Source organism: Sorangium aterium, from assembly GCF_028368935.1.
GTDB classification, from domain to species: domain Bacteria; phylum Myxococcota_A; class Polyangia; order Polyangiales; family Polyangiaceae; genus Sorangium; species Sorangium atrum.
This window is the reverse complement of the sequence record NZ_JAQNDK010000003.1, coordinates 1650163-1674072: the sequence shown is the minus strand read 5'-3', so window position 1 is coordinate 1674072 and position 23910 is coordinate 1650163. Positions and strand designations below refer to the sequence as shown.

The window sequence follows — 23910 nt, the reverse complement described above, 5'->3', positions numbered from 1 at the left end:
CGCCGAGGGCGACCGCTCGAGCTTGCACGCACGCTGCTGCGTCGTTTAGAGGATGGAATCGATGGAAGCACACGACGCCCCCACCGCTCGTCCGATCACGCTCTACGGCTTCGGTAAGGTGCCCAGCGTGGTGATCGGCCTCACGCGAGACCTCCGCATCCTCTGGGCGCTCGAGGAGCTCGGCCTTCCGTACGAGGTGCACGGTCTCGATCAGCCGAAGGGCGAGCTGAACGAGGGGCATTTCGCGCGGATCAGCCCGTTCAACCAGGTGCCGGTGATCGAGGACGACGGCTTCGTGATCGCGGAGAGCGGCGCAATCCTCCTCCACCTTGCAGAGCGCGCGGGGGAGCTATCCGACCTCCGGAAGCGCGCGGAGGTCACGCGCTGGACGTTCGCGGCCCTCACCACGGTCGAGCCGCCGATCGCGCAGATCGTACTGCTGGATCTGAAGGCCAAGTTCGGAAAGACGGCCGGCGCCGACCTCCGACCGGAGCTCTGCGCGTGGGCGCAGCGCTGCCTCGGTGCCCTCGACCGCTGGCTCGACGGCAAGCAATTCGTCACCGGCGACGACTTCACCGTTGCCGACATCGCGATGACTACTGTCCTCCGCCAGGCCTGGCGTGCGGATCTCCTCGGCGACCATCCGCACGTCCGGCGCTACCGCGAGCTCTGCGAAGCGCGTCCGGCCTGGGCCCGCGCGCTCGCCGGCTACGAGCAGCGCCTCGGCGTGGCCGCGGGCGCCGCCAGGACGATGTCGGCTTGACGGACATGCGCCGATAAGGCGCCAAGATAGGATTCTGTTCTTGGCGTCTTCGTCTTGGCGTCTCATTTCTCGCTCGAACGAAGTCCGGCCAGGATCAGGCGCCCAGCGTGGCGCCGCCGTCGACGCAGAGGTCGTGCATCGTGATGTGCCGCGCCTCGTCCGAGAGCAGGAACAGCACCGCGCTGGCGACGTCATCCGTCGTGGCGATCCGGCGCAGCGGGATGCCCAGCCGGAACGCCTCGGGAGCGCCGGCGATGACCGCCTGAGCGCCGCGATCGTCCGCCCAGAGCGCGCGCTGCATCGGCGTGTCCGTCGAGCCAGGGGACACCACGTTGCACCGGATGTCGTGCTGCGCGAGCTCCAGGCCGAGGCACTTCGTCCACTGGGCCGCGGCGGCCTTCGAGGCGGCGTAAGCGCCCATGTTCATCCGCGGCGTGCGCGCGGCGTTGGACCCGACCGTCACGATCGACCCCGATCGGCGCGGCACCATGCGGCGCGCCACGGCCCGGCTCACGTTGAACACCCCCCGGGTGTTGACCGCGAACGTGCGCTCCCAGTCGTCGTTCGTCAGCGAGAGGGCGTCGCCCATGCGCAGCACGCCGGCCACGTTCACGAGGATCTCGAGCGGGCCGAGCTCGCGCTCGATCCGCTCCACCGCGCCGTCGACCGCCTCGCCGTCGGCCACGTCCACCGCGAACGCCGCGGCGCGATGGCCGCTCGCCTGGAGATCGGCGACCACGGCGCCCAGGCGCTCCCGGTTCGCGTCCACGGCCGCCACCGCGGCGCCCCGCGCGGCGAGCCTCCGAGCGACGGCCTCGCCGATCCCCTGGGCCCCGCCCGTGACGAGCGCCGCCTTGTGTTTGAACTCCATCGTTCGCTCCCGTCAGGCCCTGTCGAGCCCGTCCATGATCGCTCGCTCCCGTCAGGCCCTGTCGAGCCCGTCCATGATCCGGTGCCGCTCCGCGTGGTACGCCTCCTCGGACTGGCTCGCCTTCCAGTAGGGGATCGCGTACAGCGCCTCGCGCCCGAGCCCGCGCTCGTCGAGCAGGTGATCGCGGATCGCGACGACGGACGACGACTCGCCCGCGACCCAGGCGAAGACGCGGCCGTCCGGCCACCCCAGGGCGCGGACGGCCGCCTCGAGCCGGGGGCCCGGGGCGTGCTCGCCCTGCAGGTAGATCCAGGTCAGCGCGACGTGCGGCGGGTGATCGATCTCCTGCACGTCCGCCGCGTCGGGGACCGCGACGACGGCGTGGCCGCGCGCCGTCTTCGGCAGGGCCTCGAGCAGCGCGCCGATGGCCGGCAGCGCGGAGAGGTCGCCGGCCAGGAGGTACCAGTCCGCGGGACCGAGCATCGGATCGGGGCCGCCCGGCCCGGCGATGCCGATGCGGTCGCCCGGCCTGGCGCGGTGGGCCCACCGCGACGCGGGGCCGTCGTCCCCGTGCAGGACGAAGTCCACGTCCAGCTCGCCGGCCTGCGCGTCGTACCTGCGCACCGAGTACGTGCGCGTGATCGGCCGCCGAGGCGTCGGAGGCCAGACGGGGCCGTCCGGGCCCAGCGTGGGCAGCTCCGGCGCCGCCTGGTCGCCGCGCGGGAAGAAGACCTTGATGTGCGCGCCGCCGCAGCGCGCGGGGAACCCCGCGATCGCCTCGCCGCCCAGCGTGATCCGCCGCATGCGGGGGGAGATCGCGGTCGTGCGCAGCACCTCAAGCAGGCGCGGCGGGGTGCGCGCCACCGGCCCGGGTGGGGATGTCGCGACTCGATTCATGGTGACCTGTGCCATGGGGAAGCCGTCGTGGAGCAAGCTCGGCCGGTCAGCCTGTAGCTTCCTGGATGGGCGCCTCCGCGCGGTGTCGGGGCGCTGGCCTCGCCTCGCGTGGCAGCCGGGTCGACAGGAACTCCCACCAGTGCCCGAGCGTCGGCAGCTCGGCGAGGTCCACGAACGCGACGTCGATCCCCGCGGCGCGCCACTGCTCGACGAGCGTCATGAGCCGTATCGAGTCGAGCCCCAGATCGAGGACGTTGTCGCGATCGGAGATCGCCGAGGGGAGCTGGTCGAGGACCTCGGCCACGTCGCCGCGCAGGCGCTCGACCCACGGCGTCCGGTCCTGCGTCCCCCCGAGCGGCGCCGGCGCCGGCGCCTCGCGCCGCGGGGTGCTCGCCCGCTCGCGGGGCGCGAGCGCGCGAGGACGTCGCTCGTCGGCAGCGCGACGCCGCACCGCTGCGCGACGTAGGTGATGGCCATGTCGTGCTGCTGCCGGGAGAAATCGGCGGTCCCGTCGGTCACGAGGAACGGCTGGACGTCGTTCATGAACGCCTCGCACGCGGTCAGCAGGCACCCGATGTGCGCGTACACGCCGCACACGATCAGCTGATCGCGGCCCCACCGGCGCATGAGATCCAGGAGCTCCGTGCGCTGGAAGGCGCTGTAACGCCACTTGGTGAGGACGGTGTCGGCGCTTCCCGGCGCGAGCTCGCGCACGATCTCGTGTTTGTCGGGCTGCTGCGTCAGACCGGGCCCCCAGAGATCCGTCAGCAAACCGCGCTGGGCTCTCGTCTGCTCTGCCGGCTGCTTCGTGTAGACGACCGGGATCCCGCTCGCCGCGCACCTCTCCCGGAGCAGGCGGACACTTTCGATCAGCTCGACCATCGGGGACGCGCTCGCGTCGTAGAAGCCGAGGAAATACTCCTGCATATCGTGGACCAAGAGGACGGAGCGCCCCGGATCCGGCCGCCATGACGCCCGGCTCTCCGGGAGCTCATCGGCTCGTGGCATGCGATAGGTCTGGATGCGGGGGATGGCCATGGTCGTTCCTCTCTCTCTTCTCGTCTCTTGTGGTCGCAGCGCTCCTGTCGACGGAACGGCCGCGGGCGTCGCTGCGCCGCCTCGGCTCGCGCTGTCCTCTCAGGCGCGCGCTCCCTGCGCGAGCCTGTCGGCGATCCAGCGGCGGAGCGCCTTCTTGTCCACCTTGCCGACGCTCGTCGTCGGGAGGGCGTCGAGCCACTCGATGCGATCGGGCACCTTGTACGGGGCGACGCCGCGCTCGCGCAGGAAGGCGTTGATCTCCCTCGCCGGCGGCGGCTGCCCGCGCGCCACGAGGAACGCGCACGACCGCTCGCCGAGGTGGGCGTCCGGCATGGCGACGAGCGCCGCGTCGCGCACCGCCGGGTGGGCGAGGACGTGGTTCTCGACCTCCTCGGCCGCGATCTTCTCGCCGCCGCGGTTGATCTGATCCTTGGCGCGGCCCTCCACGACGAGGTAGCCCTCTGGGGTCCGCCGCACGAGATCGCCGGTGCGGTAGAAGCCGTCGCGCGTGAACGCCTTCTCGTTGTGCGCGTCGGCCCTGTAATAGCCGCGGATCGTGTAGGGCCCTCGCGTGAGCAGGTGGCCGACCTGCCCGGGCTCGACGTCGCGGTCCTCGTCGTCCACGACGCGGACCTCGTCGTGGGGCGAGATGGGCCGACCCTGCGTCTCGAGCGCGATGGCGTCGGGGTCGTCGAGGCGGGTGTAGTTGACGAGCCCCTCCGCCATCCCGAACACCTGCTGCACCTTGCAGCCCAGGGTCGGCCCCACGCGGCGCGCGACCTCCGCGGGGAGCCTGGCGCCGCCCACCTGGAGCACCTTCAAGCTCGACAGGTCGTGCCGCGCCGCCCGGGCCGACTCCAGCCAGACCGAGGCCAGCGGCGGCACCAGCGCGGTCAGCGTGACCCGCTCCCGCTCGATCCACGGGAACGCCTCGTCCGGGCTGGGGCGGCGGCAGAGCACCACGCGGCCGCCGGCGTGGAGCACGCCCAGGCTCCCTGGCGAGCTGAGCGTGAAGTTGTGCGCGACGGGGAGGACGGCGAGGTAGACGCTGCCCTCGTCGAGCCCGCAGATCTCCGCGCTGGCCCGAACGCTGTAGAGGTAGTCGTCGTGCGTCCTCGGGATGAGCTTCGGTACGCCGGTGCTCCCGCCGGACAGCTGGAAGAAGGCGACGTCCCCCGCGGCGGGCTCCGGGAGCTCGACGGGCTCCCGGTCCAGGCTGGAGAGCGCCGTGTGCTCGCCCGGCTCGCCGGCCACGAGCACGTGCCGCAAGGTACTGACGTCGCGCCGGATCTGGCTCGCCAGCTCCCGGTAATCGAACCCGCCGTCCCGGTCGGCGATGACGTACGCGACCGCCTCGGTGTGCTCGCAGAAATACGCGATCTCGGCGCGCCGGTGCGCGGGCAGGGCCAGCACGGGGAGCGCCCCGAGCCGGAACAGCGCGAAGCACACCTCGAAGAACTCCGCGATGTTCGGGAGCTGGACCACGACGCGATCCCTCGGACGGAGCCCGAGGCGCAGGAGGCCCGCGGCGAGGCGATCGGCGCGCCGATCGAGCTCACCGTAGCTCAGCCGGCGATCGCCGCCGACGAGCGCGATCCGATCCGGGTGCCGCGCGGCCCGCTCGCGGAGCAGGCGCCCGAAGGTGTCGCCGCGCCAGTAGCCGGCGCGCCGGTAGAGATCGGCCATCTCGGCCGGCCACGGAGTCCAGCCGTCGAGCGCCTGCGTTCGCGCCTGCGCGGGCGCCTGCCGGCTTTCCTCCTGAGAGCTCATGCCCTCTCCGGCGCCTTGTCGAGGCCGAGCGCGTTCAGCATCGTCCCGAGCTTGGCGGTGGTCTCGGCGAGCTCGTGCTCGCCGCTCGAGCCGATGACGATCCCGGCCCCGGCGTAGAGGCGGAGCGCCCGGCCGGCGACGTCGGCGCAGCGGATGACGACCGCCCACTCGCCGTCGCCGCTGGCGTCGGACCAGCCCACGAGCCCCGTGAAGAACCCGCGGTCGAACCGCTCGATCGCCTCGATGGCGTCGCGGGCGCGGTCCGTGGGGTATCCGCACACCGCGGGGGTCGGGTGCAGCGCTGTGGCCAGCTTCATCGAGGAGATCGAGAGATCGCGCAGCTCCCCGGTGAGCCGGCTCGACAGGTGCCACAGCGTCGGGGTCTGCGTGAGCGAAGGCTCGTCGGGGACGCTGAGGCGCCGGCAGAACGGCCGGAGCGCGGCGGCGACGGCGTCGACGACGATGGCGTGCTCGTGCCGGTCTTTCTCGGACGCGAGCAGGGCGATCGCCCGCCGGCGGTCCTCGTCGGGGTCCGGGCTGCGGACCGCGGAGCCGGCGAGCGGATTGGCGATCACCCGGAGCCCGGAGCGCGACAGGAGCAGCTCCGGGCTCGCGCCGAGGAGCGTCCGCGCGCGCGACGTCGCGCCGCCGCGCTCCGCGCCGGAGAGCCCCGCGGTCGGATCCGAGAGGTTGGCGGCGAAGGTGTAGCCGTTGCGGTTCTGCTGCGAGAGGCGCTGGAGGACGAGGCGGAGATCGACCGGCTCTCGCAGGACCATCTCCAGCATCCTGGAGAGGACCACCTTGCTCAGCACCTCGGACCGCATCAGGCCCACCGCCGTCTCGACGCCGCGCACGTAGTCGCGGGGCTCCGGGACCTGGCGCAGCTCCTGGATGGCCATCGGCAGGTGCGCTCTCGGCGACTCCGACGTGTGGTTGAGCGGGCCTGCGCTCTGGATCGTCCGCGGCACGATGAGGTGAGCGGGCGACGTGCTGTTGAACGGCACCGCGCCGACCACCATGGGGAGGCCCTGGCCGGCGCCGGCCCTCGAGGCCGCCGCGAGCACCCTTGTGACGCGGTCCGCGAGGCGATCGCCCTGATCCGCGCCGTTCGGCTCGAGGATCATGTCGTGTACGCCCTGCGCGAGGAGGGTGCGTGTCGGCGACGCGAAGAAGAACGCCGACTCAGGGGTGTATTGCTTCAACAGCTGCCCTGCGTTCACCGCGGGCAGCGCGGCAGAGGCCGACATCGAGATGGAACTCGTCACATTCAGCTCCGATGGGCGTCGAGAGCCACGTGGGCTCGGGTCATCGGGCGCTGGACGTCAGGTCTCGGGCCGCTTGATTCTGATAAAGAAAATCAGTTTCAAGTAACTCATGGCACGGCCGAGCAAGACTGTCAAGGGACTCCCGATTCTGTCTCGGGTGTGTGCCGTCGGTGGGGCCCGTGGACGGGGCGCCCCGGGCCTTCGCTTCTGCGTTGACATCCTGCGTGACGGGTGCGACGAGTCGCCCCGCCATCGGTGCTCGTCCGGCCATCGCCGGGCGAGCTGAAAAGGGAACCCGGTGAGAATCCGGGACTGCCCCCGCAGCGGTGAACGGGAACGACGATCACCAAGAAGCACTGGGCATGCACCAGAGCAGCCTGGGAAGCGGTGATCCGTAGGAGAGCGGCCGGCGATGGCCGCAGCGCCCGTGAGTCCGAAGACCTGCCGAAGGTGCGCGCGCCGGTGCGCTGGCGCGCGCTGACCTGAGCCTTCGAGGGGAAGGCGCGCAGGCTCTCGACCACCTCGCTCGCGCGCGGTGCCGTGGCCCGTCACGCAGCCCCCTCGCTTCGGCTCTCGGCTCACCCGGAGCAGCGCTGGGTCGACGCGGGCAGGCGGCGCGTGAATGGTTGATTCCTCGGATCGTCGGTCGCGTCGGCGCCGGAGCGCCGGCGCGGCGTGCTGGCTCGCGCTCGCGGTCGGCAGCGTCATGGCAGCCTCGCCTGCCGCCCGCGCCGACGATCGGCGCAGGCCGGCGGGCGAGCAGGGGGGCGATCGCGCTGTCGCTCCGCCGGAGACAGCCCCGCTGGAGGTGCGCGTCGAGGGCGATCGCCTGCGCGCGCCCGCGCCGCCCAAGGACAGGTCCGTCGCGGGGTCGGTGCTAAGCCGCGATCGCCTCACCGGCGCGGGGCTCGGAGCGGCGGACGTGCTCCGCACGCAGCCGGGCGTCCTCATCATCGAGTCGGGCGGCTTCGGCGGGCCGGCGACCGCGGCCCTCCGGGGAGCGACCGCCACGCAGACGCCTGTGTACCTCGCCGGCGTCCGCCTGAACGACGACGTCGTGGGGACGGCGGATCTCTCCCTCGTGCCCCTCTGGCTCATCGAGCGCGTCGAGATCTACCGCGGCAACGCGCCCATCGAGGCCGACCGCCTCGGCCCCGGCGGCGCGATCTTCTTCGAGCCGCGGCGGCCTTCCCGGACGACGGCCGGCGTGGGGGCGATGGCGGGCTCGCTCGGCGCGCGGCGCGGGTGGGCGTTCGCCGGCGCCAGCGCGGGGCCGGTGAGCTCGATCGTCGGGGTGAGCGCCGAGGCCGCGGAGAACCGCTACGCGTTCGTGGACGATCGCGGGACGCTCTTCGACGAGAGCGACGACACCCTGGAGCGCCGGCAGAACGCCGACGTGCGCACGATCGACGCCTGGGCGCTCGCGCGCGTCGAGCTCGGGGGCGGCGCGATCGTCGACGTGATCGCGAACGGCACCGACCGCGAGCAGGGGATGCCGAGGCTCGCGCTCCTGCCGTCCCGGAGGGCGCGGGGGGAGTCGCGGCGCGCGCTGACGTCCGTCGTGGCGCGGGTGCCGTTCGGCGGCGAGGCGCAGCACGCGATCGAGGCGCGCACCTCCTTCATCGAGGCGCGCTCGGAGGTCCACGACCCCCTCTTCGAGCTCGCGCTGCTCACGCCGGAGCTCCGCCTCGCCGGCCGCCGCCTGGAGCAGACGCTCGGGGCGACGCTCTCCTTCGCCGACCGGCTCCGGGTGCGGCCCGTGCTCTCGGTCGCGCGCGAGGGCATCTCGCGCGCGCCGGACGACGTCCCGCTCGCGCGGGCGCGGCGCTCGTTCGCGCGCGGCGCTGTCAGCGCGGAGGTGCGCCTCGGCGAGGGGCTCGCGCTGCACGCCCTCGCGAGCGGGGAGTGCCACGCCACCGGCGCGGACCGGGAGCGCCCTTGCGACGTGCTCGTCCCGACCGGGCGGGTCGGCGTGGAGGCGGGGAGCGACCGGATCCGGCTCCTCGCGACCGTGGGCCGCTACGTCCGCGTCCCGACGCTCGGCGAGGTGTACGGCGTCTCCGGCGTCGTCCACGGCAACGTGGAGCTCGAGCCGGAGTCCGGCGCCACGATCGAGGCCGGGATCCGGGCGCAGACGGGGCGCGGCGCCGTCGTGCGCGGCGCCTTCATCGACGCGTTCGCGTTCGGGAGCGCGGTCTCCGGGCTCGTCGCGTACGAGAGATCCGGCCAGGGCTACGTGAGCCCATACAACGTCGGCCGCGCCCGCGTCGTGGGCGCAGAGCTCCTGGCCGGGGTCGAGGTGACCCCGTTCCTCCGCGCCGAGGTTGCGGCGACGCTTCTCGATCCGCGGGACACGACGCCGGGGCGGACGACGAGGAACGACATCCTCCCGTTCCGCTCGCGCCTCGTCGTCGCGCCGCGCCTGCACGCCGAGTGGAACCGCCCGGACGGCGCCGTGTTCTCGGGCGCGTCGGGCGAGCTCCGGGCCGTGTACCAGTCGAGCCGGTACGCCGATCCCGCAGGCCTCGGCGTGATCGCGGAGCAAGCGACCCTCGACCTCGACGCGGAGGCGAGGTGGCTCGGCGGGCACCTCGCGGTGAGGGGTCGCGTCGCGGACCTCTTGGACGCGCGGCGCACGGATGTCGTCGGGTTTCCGCTCCCGGGACGGAGCGTGTTTTTCACACTGGAGTCAACATGGTGAAGATCAGTCTATCTGCGATCGCGATCTCGATTCCCCTCCTCGGGTGCAACGTGGATTCACCGCCGCCGTCGACGGGCGGCGTCCACGGCGGCGGCGACGGCGACGCGTGTGAGAGCGGCGTCGTCATCGTGACGAGCGACTACCAGTCGACGAACATCGTCGTGTCGGAGCTCGACGGGACCACCCTGTCGCCCTCCTTCGTGTCGAGCGGCGCGGCGAAGCCGGGGCTCAGCCTCGCGCTGTCCGGCGACGTCGACGTCCCGAGGGCGGCGCCGCCCTCCGGCCGCGTGGTCTTGCTCGATCGGTTCGGCACGAACGTGATCACCTGGATGGATCTCGAGACCGCCGAGGTCCTCGCGCAGCTCCCGGTCGGGCAGGGGTTCGAGTCGAACCCGCAGGACTACATCGAGGTGGGCGCGGACCGCGCGCTCGTGTCGCGCTACGGGAGCAACCCGAGCCCGGGCGTGGAGCCGTTCGATGAGGGCGGCGATCTCCTGATCGTCGACACGAAGAAGTACTCCATCGCGGGGCGCATCGCCCTGCCGGAGGAGGAAGAGGGGCTCCTGCCGCGCCCGTCGGGGATGGCGCGCGTCGGTGACGAGGTGGTCGTATCGCTCGGCCGGCTCGCCGCGGACCTCTCGACCGCGGGCGAAGGGCGCTTCGTGGGCGTCTCGCCGGAGCAGGGCGCCGTCACATGGACGGTCGACGTGCAGGGGCTCTACGGCTGCGGGCGCCTCGCCGTGTCGCCCTCGGGAGAGCGGCTGGCGGTGGCCTGCTCGAGCCGCTTCAACGCCGAAACGATGGAGTACACCCCGGCGACGAGCGACATCGTGATCTACGACGCTCGCACCTCGCCCCCGGAGGAGATCAAGCGGCTCGGCGTGGCGAGGGCGCTCGGCGCCGCGGTCCAGCCCTCGCTCGCCTTCGCCTCCGAGGACGTCCTCCTCGGGACGGCCTACGCGGGCAGCGCGTCCGCCGGGGACCGCGCCTTCTCCGTGAGCATCGCCACGGGCGAGGTCACGACGCTCGCCCTGGCAACCCAGGCCTACGCCTTCGGCGGCGTCCACTGCTCGCCCGGCTGCGGCGACGTCTGCCTGCTGAGCGACGCGGAGAAGAACAAGCTCCGGCGCTGGAAGGTCGCTGCGAACGGCGCGCTCGAGCCCCTGGAGGACGCGACCGTCGACACCGAGATCGGGCTCCCGCCGCGAGGGATCGGCGGGCTCTGATCGGCCCTGCGGGCGGTAGGTTGATCGCGTCAGAACGAGGCGTCGAGGACGACCTCGCCGGAGACGCCGACCTGATACGCGGAGACGCGGCGCTCGAAGAAGTTCGTGACCTCCTGGACGTCTTGCAGATCCATGAACGAGAACGGGTTCTTCGCTCCGTAGCGCTTCGGCATGCCGAGCGTGGCGAGCCGCTGGTCGGCGCAGAACTCGAGGTAGCGGCGCACGTCGCGCGCCGACATGCCCGCCACGCCGGCCCCGAGGAGATCCTCGGCGAACCGGGCCTCGCAGGCGATCGCCTCATCCATCATGTCGAGGATCGACTGAGAGAGCCCGGCGTCGAAGAGCTCGGGCTCCTCGCGCCGCACCGTGCTCACGACCTCGAAGGCGAAGCGCATGTGCGCGCTCTCGTCGCGGAAGACCCAGCTCGTCCCCGCGGCGAGCCCGTGGAGCAGGCCGCGCGAGCGCAGGAAGTACACGTACGCGAACGCGCCGAAGAAGAAGAGCCCCTCGACGCACGCGGCGAAGCAGATGAGGTTCAGCAGGAACCGCCGCCGATCGGCGCGCGAGTCCAGCCGGCCGACCGACTCGATGGAATCGATCCACCGCATGCAGAAATCGGCCTTCTGGCGGATCGAGGGGATGTTCTCGACGGCCGCGAAGGCGCGGTGACGGTCCTCGGGATCGGGGATGTACGTGTCGAGGAGCGTCAGATAGAACTGGACGTGAAGCGCCTCTTCGTAGAGCTGCCGCGACAGGTACATCCGCGCCTCCGGGGCGTTGATGTGCCTGTACAGGTTGAGGACGAGGTTGTTCGCCACGATGGAGTCTCCCGTGGCGAAGAACGCGACGAGGCGCTGCACGAGGTGCCGCTCCGCGTCGGTCATCTTCCGCAGGTCGCCCACGTCCGTGGAGAAATCGACCTCCTCCACGGTCCACGTGTTCTTGATGGAGGAGCGGTACATCTCGAAGAAGGCCGGATAGGCCATCGGGCGCAGGGTGAGGCACTGGCCCGGATCCAGGAGGCGCGCGGGGCGGCTGACGCGGCTCACTGGCAGGCCTCGCAGGCTTCGGGGTTCTCGAGCGCGCACGCCACGTCCGCGGCCGCCTTCGCCGGCGGCGCCTGTCCCCAGCCGCCCTCGCGTCGCGGCGCGGCGCCGCCCTCGGGCGTGCGGTCGGGCGCCGCCTCCACGGTCGCCTTGGCGATGCGCGTCGCGGGGCGCGATCGCAGGTAGTAGGTCGTCTTGAGCCCCTTCTTCCATGCGTGGAAGTACATGCTCGAGAGCTGGCCGATCGTGGGGTTCTCGACGAAGAGGTTCAGCGACTGGCTCTGATCGATGAAGGCGCCGCGATCCGCGGCCATGTCGATGAGCGAGCGCATCGGGATCTCCCACGCCGTCCGGTACACGGCGCGCAGCTGCTCGGGCAGCTCGTCCATGCCCTGGACCGAGCCCTCCGCGAGCTTGAGCCGGGTGCGCGCCGCGTCGTTCCACGCGCCGAGCCGCTTGAGCTCCGCGACCAGGTAGCGGTTCATCTGCAGGAAGTCCCCGGAGAGCGTCTCGCGCTTGAAGAGGTTGGACACCTGCGGCTCGATGCACTCGTAGCAGCCCGCGATCGACGCGATGGTGGCCGTCGGCGCGATGGCGACCAGCAGCGAGTTCCTGAGCCCCTCGGCCTGGACGCGCGCGCGGAGCGCCTCCCAGCGGGCCGTGTCCTCCGGGACGACGTTCCACGCGTCGAACTGGAGCTCTCCGCGCGCGGCGCGCGTCTCGTCGAACGCCGGGTGTCGCCCCTTCTCCGCCGCGAGGTCCGCGGACGTCGAGAGCGCGTGGTAATACACCTCCTCCGAGATCCGCCTGGAGAGCTCCCGCGCCGCGGGAGCGTCGAAGGGCAGGCGCATCTGGAAGAACACGTCCTGCAGGCCCATGAGCCCGAGCCCGACTGGCCGCCAGCGGAGGTTCGATCGCCTCGTCGAGGGGATGGGGTAGTAGTTGAGGTCGATGACGCGGTCGAGCTGGCGGACCGCGGTCCGCACCGTGCGCGCGAGCTTCTCGAAGTCGAACGCGATCGCGCCGTCCGCCAGCGTGGTCGTGTGGCGAGCGAGGTTGATCGAGCCCAGGTTGCAGACGGCCGACTCCTCGTTCGAGGTCACCTCCAGGATCTCGGTGCAGAGGTTCGAGAGGTGGACGACCCGGCCCGGCAGCGCCGTCTGGTTGCAGGCGCGGTTCGACTTGTCCTTGAACGTCATCCAGCCGTTGCCCGTCTGCGCGAGCGTGCGCATCATCCGCGCGTAGAGCTCGCGGGCCTTCATCGTCTTCTTGGCGAGGCCCGCCCGCTCGGCCTCGACGTAGCGACGATCGAACTCCTCCCCGTAGAGATCGGGGAGATCGCGCACGTCCTTCGGGTCGAACAGGCTCCATTCGCCGTCGGCCTCGACCCGCTTCATGAAGAGGTCCGGGACCCAGCTCGCGAGGTTCAGGTTGTGCGTGCGCGCCGCCTCGTCGCCCGTATTGTCGCGCAGCGAGAGGAACTCCTCCACGTCGGCGTGCCACGGCTCGAGGTAGACGCAGCAGGCGCCCTTGCGCTTGCCGCCCTGGTTCACGGCCGCGACGGACGCGTCGAGCGTCTTGAGCCAGGGCACGATCCCGCTGGAGTGCCCGTTGGTGCTCTCGATGAGCGAGCCGCGCGAGCGCACCCGGTGGTAGGCGAGCCCGATGCCGCCCGAGAACTTCGAGAGCATCGCGACGTCGGTGTAGCGCTGGTAGATGGTCTCGAGGTGATCGTCCGGCGAGTCGAGCAGAAAGCAGCTCGAGAGCTGCTCGTGGCTCGTCCCGGAGTTGAACATCGTCGGTGAGCTCGGCAGGTAATCGAGCGACGAGAAGAGCCGGTAGAGCTCGATGGCCTGCGCCGCCGTCTCGGACAGCGCGCACGCGATGCGCAGGAAGAACTGCTGCGGCGTCTCGATGACGAGGCGCGCCTCGGGGTGCTTGAGCAGGTAGCGGTCGTAGAGCGTCCGCAGGCCGAAGTACTCGAGCTCGTGGTCGCGCCCCGGCTCGATGGCGTCGTTCAGCTTGCGGGCGTTCTGCGCGACGAAGCCGTGGAGCCGGTCGTTGATGAGGCCCAGCCGCCGCCCCACGGCGATGGACTGCGAGAAGGCGTGGATCTCCTGATTGCGGACCTCCTTGTCGATGTAGGTCGCGAGCAGGCGCGCGGCGAGCTTCGCGTACTGGGGCTCATCGGCGATGAGCGACGCCGCCGTCTGGATGGAGAGCTGATCGAGCTCGCGCGTCGTCGCGCCGTCGTAGAGGCCGCTGATGGTCTTTGTCGCGACGCGGAGCGCGTCGACGTCGGACAGGGCCGCGCAGGAGCGGCTCACCGCCCGACGATCTTGTTGACGTCGACTGGCTCGCTCGAGCCGTTGCGCTTCTTCACACGCATCGTCGTGTGCGGGAGCGTCTCCTCCGCGCCGGCGCTCGTCATGGCGGGCGCGTGAGGCGCGTGGAGCGCGCGCAACGGCGCCGCGCCGTTGCTCTTCACCAACGGTTCGTTCAGCATGGCATCCTCCTCGTCGTGCTCGTTCCGAGCGGTCCCGGACCGCTCGCGTCGATGCCGCGAGAACGAGAAAGCCAGCCGATGCGCACGGGTGCGCCAGGCTCCTTGGAGGAGCCCTCGGACCGACCGCTCGCCCCCGCGGACGAAAGGAAGACAACGCGGGAGGGGGTCGGAACCGGGACAAGCGCGAGAGTCTGCGCCAGCTCGGACCTACCCGCCTCCCACGAGGCTTCCAGGTCAAACCGGCGCGGGATGTCTCCCCAGCGCAGGATGTTGGCAGGTCTTCGGGCTCACGAGCGCTCCGGCTCTCGCCGGATTCCTACGGTCCACCGCTTCCCAGCCCGAGGGCCAGTGCGCGTCGTGGAGATCGTTCTCGCTTACCGCTGCGGGGCAGCCCCGGACTCACACCGGGTTCCCTTTTGAGCCCCGGGCCGAAGCCCGAGGCACCAACATGGGCACTACATATGGTGGTGCAGTGAGCCGGTCAAGCGAGATGTTGTGGGGGAGCTCCTTTGCTCGGTTGCATGTCGGTTGCATGGTTGCGCGGTCGACGCTGGCGGTGCGCGCCGTGGCGGGCCACAACCCGGGCGTATGCCGCTCAGCGAAGCGCTCCTCGCGGATCCGCTCGACGACCTCGTCGCGCTCCTGCGCGGCAAGCGGATCGTGGCGCTGACGGGCGCGGGGTGCAGCACCGAGTCCGGCATCCCGGATTATCGAGGTCCCGAGACGCGGCGCCGCGCGCGGAACCCGATCCAGGGGCGGGAGTTCTCCCGCTCGGCCGAGATCCGGCAGCGGTACTGGGCGCGCGCCGTGATCGGCTGGGAGCGGTTCTCCAGGGCCGAGCCGAACCCCGCCCACCGCGCCCTCGCGCAGCTCGAGCACGGCGGGCAACTCGACGGCCTCATCACGCAGAACGTCGACGGCCTCCACCAGGCCGCGGGCAGCCGCCGCGTCATCGAGCTGCACGGGACGCTCTCCGAGGTCGCTTGCCTCGAGTGCGGCGCGATGGAGCGGCGCGCCGCCCTCCAGGAGCGGCTCCTCGCGCAGAACCCCGGCTGGCTGCGCCGCGCGGCCGACCTCGCCCCCGACGGCGATGCCGACCTGCCCGCCGAGCACGTGGCGGGCTTCCGGGCGCCGCCGTGCCTCCGCTGCGAGGGGCCGCTCAAGCCGCGCGTCGTCTTCTTCGGCGAGAACGTGGCCCGGCCGATCGTCGACGCGGCCTTCGCGCTCGTGGACGCGGCGGACGCGCTCCTCGTCGTCGGCTCGTCGCTGGCGGTCTTCTCGGGCTACCGCTTCGTGCTGCGCGCCGCGCAGCGGGGCATGCCGATCGCCATGATCAACCTCGGCTCCGCGCGCGGCGAGGAGCTCGGCGCGCTCAAGATCGAGGCCCGGGCCGGCGAGGTGCTGCCGCGCCTCGCCGAGGCGCTCGGCGTCCGCGCGACCGCGGCGCCCCGGTGAGGCGCCGAGCGCCGGCGCACGCGCGGCGCTGGATCACCCGCGCCGGTACATCACATCGCTGCGGAGGACGTACTTGCTCCCCCGCGTCACGGCGGCCCCGCGGTGGAGCCGGCGGTGCTCGAACAGGAGCGCCATCCCGCGCCGCGGGGCGATGCTCCGACCGCCCCAGAAATCGGTCGTGCCGCCCTCGAAGTCGTCGTTCAGGTAGATCATCGCGGTGAACAGGCTCCGCTCGCCGTCGGATCGCACGAACGACCCGTCGCCGTGCCAGTTGAAATATTCGCCTTTGGTGTACCGGTAGTAGCGGAAGCGCTCGTTCAGCCCGACGGCGCGGTGGAGGCCGAAGCTCGGCGGCGTCCACGGCGCGAGCCGCTCCCAGAGGCTCGCGGCGAGCTCCGGATCGTCGACGATGACGCGGCCGTTCTTGCGCACCTCGAGGTTGATGATCTCGGTCCCTCCGATCGGCGCCTGCTCGAAGCCTCGCGCCTCGGCGAGCGCGATGAAGCCCTCGCACTCGTCGGGCGACAGGACGTTCGTCACCGTGAAGATGCGGAGATCGTCGGTGTAGTCGGTGCACTGGGCGGTTCGTTCGGCGTGCAGGGTGCTCATGCGTGGAGCGTGGGCCCGGGCGGACCGGATCCGGAAGGGCGGGACCCGGGCACGACCGGGCAGGACCGGGCAGCGCGGTGGACAGGAGAGCGCAGCATCGCCGATGATCGAGCGCTCGCACCAATGGCACGGGTCTCCAGGGCGGGCGGCGGCGTGGAGCCCGCGGTCCGCTTCAACCACACGCTCCTCCAGCGGGCGCGGCTCGAGCTCGACCTGACGCAGGAGCAGGTCGCCGCGTCGATCGGCGTCGACGTGCGGACCTACCGCCGCTACGAGTCGGGCGCGGTCAACGATCCGCGGCTCGGCTTCTCGGTCCGGAGCCCGTCCCGGCGGCGCATCATCGAGCGCCTCGGCGCCGAGCTCGGCCTCGCCGAGGCGGAGCTGCTCGTCGTCGGGGCCGAGGCGGCGCCGGGGGCGGAGCCCGCCGCAGAGGAAGCGGGAGCATCGAGCCAGGCCGCGGAGGCGCCCGCGGGGGCGGGGAAGGCGCCCGCGGGGGCGGGGAGGGCGCTCGACGAGGAGACAGGGGGGAAGGCGCCGGCCGGCGGGCCCGCGCCGTTGCAGGGAGCCGCCCCGGCGTGGCGCCCGCTGCACGCGCACACGCTCCAGCGAGCGCGGCACTTCGTCGGGCGCGCGGAGACCCTCGATCGGCTCGCCACGTGGGCCGACGGTTCGCCGCCGTCCCCACGGGTGATCGCGCTCCTCGGCATCGGCGGGGCGGGCAAGACCGCGATCGCCGAGCGCTTCCTCCAGGGGCTCGGCGACACCCCGCGGCCCGGCGGGGTGCTCGTCTGGAGCTTCTACGACGATCCCAGGACCGAGGCGTTCCTCGACCAGGCGGCGGCCTACTTCGCGCAGGGCGCGGGCGCCTCGAGTCCGGTGGCGCCGCGGCCGCCGGCGGCGCCCGGAGAGCAGCTCGCGCGGCTGAAAGAGGCGCTGGGACAGGGGCCGCCGCACCTGCTCGTGCTCGACGGGCTCGAGACCGTGCAGGCCGAGGGGGGCGCAGGGCGCGCGCACGGCGAGCTCCACGACGCGCTCCTCCGGCGGCTGCTCTGCGCGGTCGCGTCCGGGCTCGGCGGCGCGCGGGCGCTCGTCACGTCGCGCTTCGAGCTCGCGGATCTGTCCGCCTGGGCAGAGGGCGGGCTCGCGGCGATCCGGCCGGAGCCGCTCTGCGAGGGCGACGCCGCGTCGCTCCTGCGCCGCTGGGGCATCCGCGGCGACGACGGCGCCCTCGGCGCGCTGTTCGAGAGGACGGGCGGCCACGCGCTCTCGGTCGCCGTCCTCGGCTCCTACGTGGGCGCGTTCCTCGGCGGCGACGCGGGGCGGCTCTCCGCGGCGCAAGCGGCGCACCTCGCCGAGGCCGAGCACGACGACGTCCTCGCCCGCCGCCTGAGCTCGGTGCTGTCGGCCTACGCGCGCGCGCTGCCGCCGGGCGAGCGGGACCTCCTCGCGCGCCTCTCGGTGTTCCCCGGCGGCGCCGGCGAGGAGGCGCTGCTCCAGCTGGTGCGGGCCGGCGGCGAGATCGCGGGCGCCATGGCGGCGTGGGGCGCCGCGGAGCTCGCGCGCGGGCTCGCCCGGCTGGAGCGGCTGGGGCTCGTGTTCGCGGCGCGCCCGGGCGAGCGCTGCTACTCGACGCACCCCTTCGTGCGGCAGCACTTCAAGTCGCTGCTCGGCGTGCCGCCGGAGCGCGTCCACGCCGCGGGGAGCGCCGCGCCGCCGCCGCGCCTCGACGAGGCGCCGCGCCGGGCGCCGCGGGAACGCGAGGCGGTCGACGCGTACGAGGCCATCCTCACCGAGCTGCTCGGCGCCGGGCGGGCGGGCGAGGCGTACGAGATCTACGCGCTCGCCCTCGGCGGCTTCGCGCACCTCGGGCTCAAGCTCGGCGACATGGCCCGCGGCGCCCGCATCCTGCGCGCGTTCGCCGGCGGCGACGACCCTCGGGACATGCCGGCCTCGCTGCCGGCGCGCGCGAGGGCGTCGCTCGCGTACGACGCGGGGCTCTACGCCGGTGCGCTCGGCGACCTCGCGTTCGCCTGCGCCTGCTACGAGGCGCACAACGAGCTCGCCGGTGCGCTGGGCGACCCGGCGCTGCTCGCGATGGGCCTGCGCACGCTGGCGTACACCGAGCGGCTGCGGGGCAACCTGACCGGGGCGCGCGGCCTGCTCGAGCGATCGGCGGAGATCGCCGGAGGCGCCGCGGGGAGCGCCCGTCGCGCCGCGGACCAGGTCCACGCCGTGCGCGCGCTGGCGCTGCTCGCCGCGGTGCTGCACGACCTCGGCGAGGTCGACGCGGCGGGCGAGCGCTTCGCGCGCCTGCGGGAGCTGGGCGACGCGCCGGTGGCGCGCCGCGCGCTCTGGGAGGCGGAGCACGCGCTCGCGCTCGGGCGCCGCGACGAGGCGCGCGAGGCCACGGAGCGGAACATCGCCGAGTGCAGGCGGAGGGGATGGGAGGGGCACGTCGCGCACGGCCACACGCTGCTCGGCCTCGCGCTGCTGGACGGAGGCGGCGACGGCGATGTCGCGCCGGCCGAGGCGCACCTCGTCGAGGCGCGCCGCTGGGCTTCCGCGACGGGCGAGGTGGAGGTCGCGCTGCGGTGCCACGAGCTCGCGGCGCGGATCGCGCTCGCCGCTGGCCGGCTCGACGACGGCGCGCGGCAGGCGCTGGAGGGGCTGCATGTCGCGGAAGCGTGCGGGTTCGGCCCGTTCCGCGCCCGGCTCGCGGTCGTCGCCGCGCGGTGCGCGCTGGCCCGCGGCGCGAGGGCGGCGGCGTCCGCGACGGCGCTCGCCGACTCGGCTGTTGCGTGGGCGGGCGAGGACGCGTGGGCGAGGGCGGACGCGCTGCACTGGGCGGGCGTCGCGCGCGCAGCGGCCGCGCGCGGCGAGGAGCGCGCGCGAGGGCGGGAGCTGCTCGCCGAGGCGGCGGCGCTGCGGGCGCGCCTGCGCCACCCCGGGGCCGCGGCGACGCGGGAGGCGCTCGCGCGGCCAGGCGGATGAGGGCGTGGCCCGCTGCGCGCGCCGGCGACGAACGGAGCGCCGCGGGCGGACACTCCGCTGCTCGCCGTCGGGATCTTGCCCGCGAAGGGGATCTATGGGCTCCGCCTTACCAGCACGGGATAACGTGACGTGCCGTGCGCCGCGGGTTGCATGCGAGCGGCCGCGTAGTTGCGCTGTTTCCCTTGCCAGGAGCGACCATGTTCCACCGACGTCCCAAGCTGACGATCTCTTTCGTGCTCGCCCTCTCCACGGCGCTGGGAGCACCGGGCTCCGCGAACGCCGAGCCGGTGATCATCGAAGGAGGTCCTGTAGCTCCGCTCCCCGCCGGGGGAGGAACGGGCCTGTGCGGCGCGCAAAGGTCATCGTCCGAGCCAGATGTCGACTTCTGGGTTTCGACGAGCGACGGGGCGGGCTTCATCGAGAAGATGAACACGTTCTTCGACGCGGGGCAGGAAGAGCTCGTGAGCTCCGTGGTGCGCACACCGCTCGATCTCTCGAACAAGTACGGCGCCGGGGGCGAGGTGAGCTTCGGCGATTTTCTGGACGCTGCCTCCGACTGCCCGGCAGGAGGGTGCGACTTCGTCGCGAACGAGCCCGACGTGGCGTTCGGCATGCGCCTGCGCGGCTACCTTGCCGTGCCGCCCGAGTATGTCGAGCAGCCGGTCCACTTTGGCATTTACGCCGACGACGCCGTGGCCCTCGTGATCTACGACTCGGCGCAGGCCGCCTATCCGGTGCTGGTGCAGCCACCCGCGCTCGGCGCACCCAGCTGGCGAATGACGAATACCGTCACGTTCGCCGAGGAGGGCCTGTACCCCGTCGAGATCCTCTATGCCGCGATCGTCGAGCATTCAGAGCTCGAGGTGTCGCTCCTGGTAGGCGAGTTCGCGGATTTTCAGCTCAGGGCCGGCGAGGCCGCCAGCACGAACCTCGCCGAGTCCGGCTTCACGCTGCTCGAGCCGGCGGCGTTCCATCGGAGCGTGGCGGGCGACGCCTCCGCGTCGGACGAGGACGCCTGTGCGCAGTGCGGCCGCGAGTTCATCGGCCAGAGCGGAAACAACGGCTGCGAGGCGGGCTCCTACTGCAACGACGCCGCGCTGTGTGCGCCGTGCGCCGTCGACGCCTTCTGCGGGCCTTCGTGCGACCCGTGCAGCGCGGCGGCGCCGCGCTGCGCCCTCGTGGAGGGCACGCCGGCGTGCGTCGCGTGCGTGAGCGATGCGGACTGCGATGACGGCGAGGTCTGCGACTCCGTGGCGCACGCCTGCGTCGCGCCGCCGCCCGAGCCGGGCCCCGACGCGGGCTCCGGCGGCGCGGGCGGCGCCGGCGCGGGTGGGGGCGGGGAGGGCGGTGGCGGGGCGTCCGAGCCTGTCTCTGTGAGCGGTGACGGCGGCTGCGGATGCCGGGTCGGCGGCGAGGGGCGGCAGGGCGGCGGGCTCGCCTTCGCGCTCGCGGGGCTCGGGCTCGGGCTCGCGGGCGCTCGTCGCCGGACGCGCGCGGCCTCGCGGTGGAGCGCGGCCACGGAGCGCGGCTCGCGCTGAGCTCCTGCAGCGCGGCCTTGCCGCGCGTCAGACGGTTGCCGGGCCGCGCCGCGGCAGCCGCTGCAGGATGTCCGTCGTCTCGGCGCTCTGCTTGAGCCCGGCGAGGCGCTGCTCGATGTCGCGCTTCAGCACGGCCGCCATCACCGGCTCCAGCACCGGGGCGAGGACCTGCGGGCGCGCGGTGAAGTTGTAGCGGAACGTGACGCGGGTCCGCTGCGGGGACAGCGCCTTGAAGAGCCACGCGCCCGAGAACTGGCGGAAGATCCGCGGCCCCTCGACCATGGTGATGGCCACCTGCTCCGGCGGGTTCAGGGTGATGTAACGGGCCTCCATGGACAGCCCGTTCTTCGCCCGCACCCACACCCGCACGCCGACGGCGGGCTCGGTCGCGCCGTCGCGGTAGCGCATCTCGCGGAGGAACGGGTCCCACTCGAGCCGGAGATCGTAGTCCTGGGACAGCGCGAAGAGCGCGTCGCAGGCGGTGTCGATCTCGGCGGTGCTCTGGATCGTGGGCATGGCGCCGAGCATAGGGTCGCGACGCGCTGGCGTGGCATATTGCGGGACCATGAACGAGCCGGCGCGCGGGATCGTCTGGACATACGCCGAGTATCTCGAGCAGGAGCGGGCGAGCCCGACGAAGCACGAGTTCCGGAACGGCGAGATCTTCGCGATGGCCGGTGGAACGCCGGAGCACGCGCGCCTGTGCGCGAACGTGATCGCGGAACTCCGGGCGCAGCTCCGCGAGCGGCCCTGCGCGGTCTACTCCGCTGATCTGCGCGTCCGGGTCCAGGCGACCGGGCTCTCCACGTACTCTGACGTCAGCGTCGTTTGCGGGAGGCTCGAGTGCGATCTCGAGGACAAGGACGCAGCTCTTAACCCGATCGTTCTGGTCGAGGTCCTCTCCGAGAGCTCGGAGGCCTACGACCGTGGGCAGAAGTTCGCGCACTACCGGCGGATCCCCTCGCTCCGGGAGTACGTGCTCGTCTCGCAGCACGAGCAGCGCATCGAGGTGTTTCACCGCAACGAGGACGACTCGTGGACGCTCCGGGAGGCCCGCGCGGGAGAGGGCGTGCACCTCGAGGCGATCGGGTGCGCTCTGTCGGTCGACGAGGTTTACCGGGACCCGCTCGCCCAGGTCGCGACGGAGGTGGAGGGGTGACTCCAGTATTGGTGATGAGCTTCCTCCACCGCCGCGGCGTCCTGCCGGGTGACACTACGTGCGTCCTCCCGTTGAGAGCAGGGCATCCGGAGTGACACCATGCGTATCTCGCCGTTCATGAGGTGACGGTGACGGAACACGACCACCCGCCCTCCCGCTGCGGCGAGGTCGACGTGGAACCTGCCGTGGTGATGCGCGACGGCGCCGAGGGCGTTCCAACGTCCCTCACACGCCATCGACGGCGTCCTGGAGAGAAATTTCGCCTCCGGACGTGAACGATCCTTCCGAGTCCGGGCACAGAGCTCCGAAATCGAGCGGCGCGCTTCGAGCAACGTGGCGATGCCCGGGGGCGTGAGCCGCCGGTTCGCGACGGTCATTCGAGGGAGCCGGTACACGACCAGGAGCCGATCATGAAATCTCCGCACCATCGCTTCGCTTCCCCGAGAACACCGGCCGCCCGCGCAGCAACCATGCGTATGCGAAGCGTGCTCTCGACGGTCCTCGTCTCGGCGCTGCTCGGGTCTTCAGCCCTGCTTGCGGGCTGCTCCGACGGCAGCGGGGCGCCGGCGACGACGCACGCCGCAAGCGGCGCGGGCGGCAGCGGCGCCGAGAGCGGTGCAGGGGGAGACGAGAGCGGCGGTGGCGGCGACGACGCCGGCAGCGGCAGCGGCAGCGGCAGCGGCAGCGGCAGCGGCGGAGGCGGAGGCGGAGGAAAACCGTCAGGCGAGTGCACCGGCGATCCCACCCTCCACGCCAACATGGATCCCGACGACATTGTGCAGCAAGGCGCGGACCGCCTGGTGCGCGACGACAAGTTCCCCGCCGTCCTGGTCGCCGTCGGTGACCGCGACGGGCAGACCCGTCACTACACCGCCGGTGTCGGCGACCTGGAGACCGGTGCGAGCGTGCCTGTCGACGGGCGGGTGCGCATCGGCAGCAACAGCAAGCCCTTCACCGCGGTGGTCGTCCTGCAGCTCGTCGGCGAGGGCAAGGTCGACCTCGACGCGCCGATCGAGACGTACCTGCCGGATCTCGTCCGCGGCGACGGCATCGACGGGCGCGAGATCACGGTGCGCCAGCTGCTGCAGCACACGAGCGGCCTGCCCGATTACGTCGGGCTGGCCCTGGGCGAGGACGTCTTCGAGGTCCTGCACACCTATTTCCAGCCCCGCGCCCTGCTCGACCTGGCGCTGACGCAGCCGGCGACGTTCGCCCCTGGCGCCGAATGGGCGTACAGCAACACGAACTACATCGTCGCCGGCTTGCTCGTCGAGAGGGTCACCGGCCGCCCTCTGGCCGAGGAGATCACACGCCGGGTCATCGAGCGCATCGGGCTGCGCAGCACCTATATCCCCGACGTCGGCGAGCAGGGCATCCGGGGGTGCCATCCCAGGGGTTATCACGCGGCGCTCGGTGAGCCGCTGCGCGACGTCACGGAACTCGACCCGTCCCAGGCGGGGGCCGCCGGGAACATCATCTCCACGCCGAGCGACGTGAACCGCTTCTTCTCCGCCCTGCTCGGCGGCGAGCTGCTCGATGCGGCGCAGCTCGAGGAAATGCGTACGACCGTGGACGCTTCCGCCATGTGGCCCGGCTACCGGTACGGGCTCGGTCTGAGCAGTAGCCCGCTGAGCTGCGGCGGCGTCCTCTGGGGCCACGGCGGCGACATCTTCGGCTACGAGACCAGCGGCGGCGTCACCGAGGACGGCCGCGCCGTCACCGTCGCCGTCACGGCGCTGCCCTCGGCCGTGCCGAGCGTCCACACCCGCGAGGAGGCCTACGCCGCGTACGCCAACGTCCTCGCGCTCTCCGAAGCCGCGCTGTGCGAGTGAGCCCCGGGCCCGCTCCCAGGCCGGTGGTCACGACAGCGGTGTCGGCAGGATCCACATGCCGAGTTTTGAGGACGGGCTCGCTGGAGGCATGAACGAACCTCACGAGTCCGGGAACAGCGTTACGAAAACGAGGGGCGCTCTCCGATGAACGCAGCGAGGCCCGGTGGCGCAAGCCGCCGGCTCGCGGCGACGAACAGAGGGCGCCCGCACGCGACCAGGAGCCGATCATGAGATCTCTGCACC

The 23910-nt window shown here is 72.5% G+C and carries 19 protein-coding genes and 2 riboswitches; of the genes, 8 read left to right on the top strand and 11 right to left on the bottom strand.

Going from position 1 to position 23910, the window contains the following annotated elements; all coding sequences use genetic code 11:
- Positions 1–61 precede the first annotated feature (61 nt).
- Positions 62–763, top strand: a complete 702-nt coding sequence (locus POL72_RS30585; protein WP_272099717.1) for a glutathione S-transferase family protein — start codon at positions 62–64, stop codon at positions 761–763.
- Between the two features lie 94 nt (positions 764–857).
- Here POL72_RS30585 and POL72_RS30580 read toward each other — a convergent pair whose 3' ends face one another.
- The 6 genes from POL72_RS30580 to dhbC all read right to left on the bottom strand — a co-directional run bounded on the left by POL72_RS30580 (position 858) and on the right by dhbC (position 6586).
- Positions 858–1634, bottom strand: a complete 777-nt coding sequence (locus POL72_RS30580) for a 2,3-dihydro-2,3-dihydroxybenzoate dehydrogenase (protein ID WP_272099715.1) — start codon at positions 1632–1634, stop codon at positions 858–860.
- Positions 1635–1685: 51 nt separating this feature from the next.
- A complete protein-coding gene (locus tag POL72_RS30575; protein WP_272099713.1) occupies positions 1686–2546 on the bottom strand; it encodes a siderophore-interacting protein in 861 nt (286 codons plus the stop codon).
- Between the two features lie 31 nt (positions 2547–2577).
- Positions 2578–2835: a phosphopantetheine-binding protein gene (locus POL72_RS30570; protein WP_272099711.1), complete on the bottom strand. Its 258-nt coding sequence runs from the start codon at positions 2833–2835 to the stop codon at positions 2578–2580.
- Positions 2748–3569: an isochorismatase family protein gene (locus POL72_RS30565; protein ID WP_272099709.1), complete on the bottom strand. Its 822-nt coding sequence runs from the start codon at positions 3567–3569 to the stop codon at positions 2748–2750. Before POL72_RS30565 ends, POL72_RS30570 begins: the two co-directional genes overlap by 88 nt.
- 99 nt (positions 3570–3668) lie before the next feature.
- Positions 3669–5339: a (2,3-dihydroxybenzoyl)adenylate synthase gene (locus POL72_RS30560; protein WP_272099707.1), complete on the bottom strand. Its 1671-nt coding sequence runs from the start codon at positions 5337–5339 to the stop codon at positions 3669–3671.
- The gene (dhbC, locus tag POL72_RS30555; RefSeq protein WP_272099705.1) at positions 5336–6586 is read right to left on the bottom strand and encodes an isochorismate synthase DhbC; all 1251 of its coding nucleotides are present in this window, start codon (positions 6584–6586) and stop codon (positions 5336–5338) included. The genes POL72_RS30560 and dhbC overlap by 4 nt, the downstream gene beginning before the upstream one ends.
- A gap of 254 nt (positions 6587–6840) precedes the next feature.
- Positions 6841–7067: riboswitch (cobalamin riboswitch) on the top strand.
- A 243-nt stretch (positions 7068–7310) separates the two neighbouring features.
- Between dhbC and POL72_RS30550 the strand changes: the two genes are divergently transcribed.
- Positions 7311–9305: a TonB-dependent receptor domain-containing protein gene (locus POL72_RS30550; protein ID WP_272099703.1), complete on the top strand. Its 1995-nt coding sequence runs from the start codon at positions 7311–7313 to the stop codon at positions 9303–9305.
- Positions 9299–10531, top strand: coding sequence for a YncE family protein (locus POL72_RS30545; RefSeq protein WP_272099701.1), 1233 nt, complete (start codon positions 9299–9301; stop codon positions 10529–10531). The genes POL72_RS30550 and POL72_RS30545 overlap by 7 nt, the downstream gene beginning before the upstream one ends.
- A 29-nt stretch (positions 10532–10560) precedes the next feature.
- On the opposite strand, the gene POL72_RS30540 is transcribed toward POL72_RS30545, so the two are convergent.
- Genes POL72_RS30540 through POL72_RS52335 form a run of 3 tightly spaced genes read right to left on the bottom strand, consistent with a single transcriptional unit; the run spans position 10561 to position 14083 of the window.
- Positions 10561–11580 (bottom strand): ribonucleotide-diphosphate reductase subunit beta, encoded by a 1020-nt coding sequence (locus tag POL72_RS30540; protein ID WP_272099700.1) that lies wholly within the window; start codon positions 11578–11580, stop codon positions 10561–10563.
- Positions 11577–13904 carry a ribonucleoside-diphosphate reductase subunit alpha gene (locus tag POL72_RS30535; RefSeq protein ID WP_308738136.1) on the bottom strand — a complete coding sequence of 776 codons (2328 nt, stop codon included), beginning with the start codon at positions 13902–13904 and terminating at the stop codon, positions 11577–11579. Before POL72_RS30535 ends, POL72_RS30540 begins: the two co-directional genes overlap by 4 nt.
- Positions 13901–14083 (bottom strand): hypothetical protein, encoded by a 183-nt coding sequence (locus POL72_RS52335; RefSeq protein ID WP_276597277.1) that lies wholly within the window; start codon positions 14081–14083, stop codon positions 13901–13903. The genes POL72_RS30535 and POL72_RS52335 overlap by 4 nt, the downstream gene beginning before the upstream one ends.
- A 255-nt stretch (positions 14084–14338) precedes the next feature.
- Positions 14339–14546, bottom strand: a riboswitch (cobalamin riboswitch).
- Between the two features lie 125 nt (positions 14547–14671).
- On the opposite strand from POL72_RS52335, the gene POL72_RS30530 reads away from it, so the two are divergent.
- Entirely contained in the window at positions 14672–15538 is an 867-nt protein-coding gene (locus tag POL72_RS30530) for an NAD-dependent protein deacetylase (RefSeq protein WP_272099698.1), read from the top strand.
- Positions 15539–15571: 33 nt separating this feature from the next.
- Here the strand turns inward: POL72_RS30530 and POL72_RS30525 are convergent, their stop codons facing one another.
- Positions 15572–16147: a prolyl hydroxylase family protein gene (locus tag POL72_RS30525; RefSeq protein ID WP_272099696.1), complete on the bottom strand. Its 576-nt coding sequence runs from the start codon at positions 16145–16147 to the stop codon at positions 15572–15574.
- Between the two features lie 123 nt (positions 16148–16270).
- Here POL72_RS30525 and POL72_RS30520 point away from each other — a divergent pair, with 123 nt between their 5' ends.
- Both POL72_RS30520 and traA read left to right on the top strand, forming a co-directional pair.
- Entirely contained in the window at positions 16271–19138 is a 2868-nt protein-coding gene (locus tag POL72_RS30520; protein ID WP_272099694.1) for a helix-turn-helix domain-containing protein, read from the top strand.
- A 197-nt stretch (positions 19139–19335) separates the two neighbouring features.
- Positions 19336–20676 (top strand): outer membrane exchange protein TraA family protein, encoded by a 1341-nt coding sequence (traA, locus tag POL72_RS30515; RefSeq protein ID WP_272099693.1) that lies wholly within the window; start codon positions 19336–19338, stop codon positions 20674–20676.
- 27 nt (positions 20677–20703) lie between these two features.
- Here traA and POL72_RS30510 read toward each other — a convergent pair whose 3' ends face one another.
- Positions 20704–21192 (bottom strand): type II toxin-antitoxin system RatA family toxin, encoded by a 489-nt coding sequence (locus POL72_RS30510; protein ID WP_272099691.1) that lies wholly within the window; start codon positions 21190–21192, stop codon positions 20704–20706.
- A gap of 49 nt (positions 21193–21241) precedes the next feature.
- Here POL72_RS30510 and POL72_RS30505 point away from each other — a divergent pair, with 49 nt between their 5' ends.
- Both POL72_RS30505 and POL72_RS30500 read left to right on the top strand, forming a co-directional pair.
- Complete coding sequence (locus POL72_RS30505) at positions 21242–21835, top strand: Uma2 family endonuclease (RefSeq protein WP_272099689.1); 594 nt, start codon at positions 21242–21244, stop codon at positions 21833–21835.
- A gap of 470 nt (positions 21836–22305) precedes the next feature.
- On the top strand, positions 22306–23667 hold the full coding sequence (locus POL72_RS30500; protein ID WP_272099687.1) for a serine hydrolase domain-containing protein: 1362 nt from the start codon (positions 22306–22308) through the stop codon (positions 23665–23667).
- Positions 23668–23910: the final 243 nt, after the last annotated feature.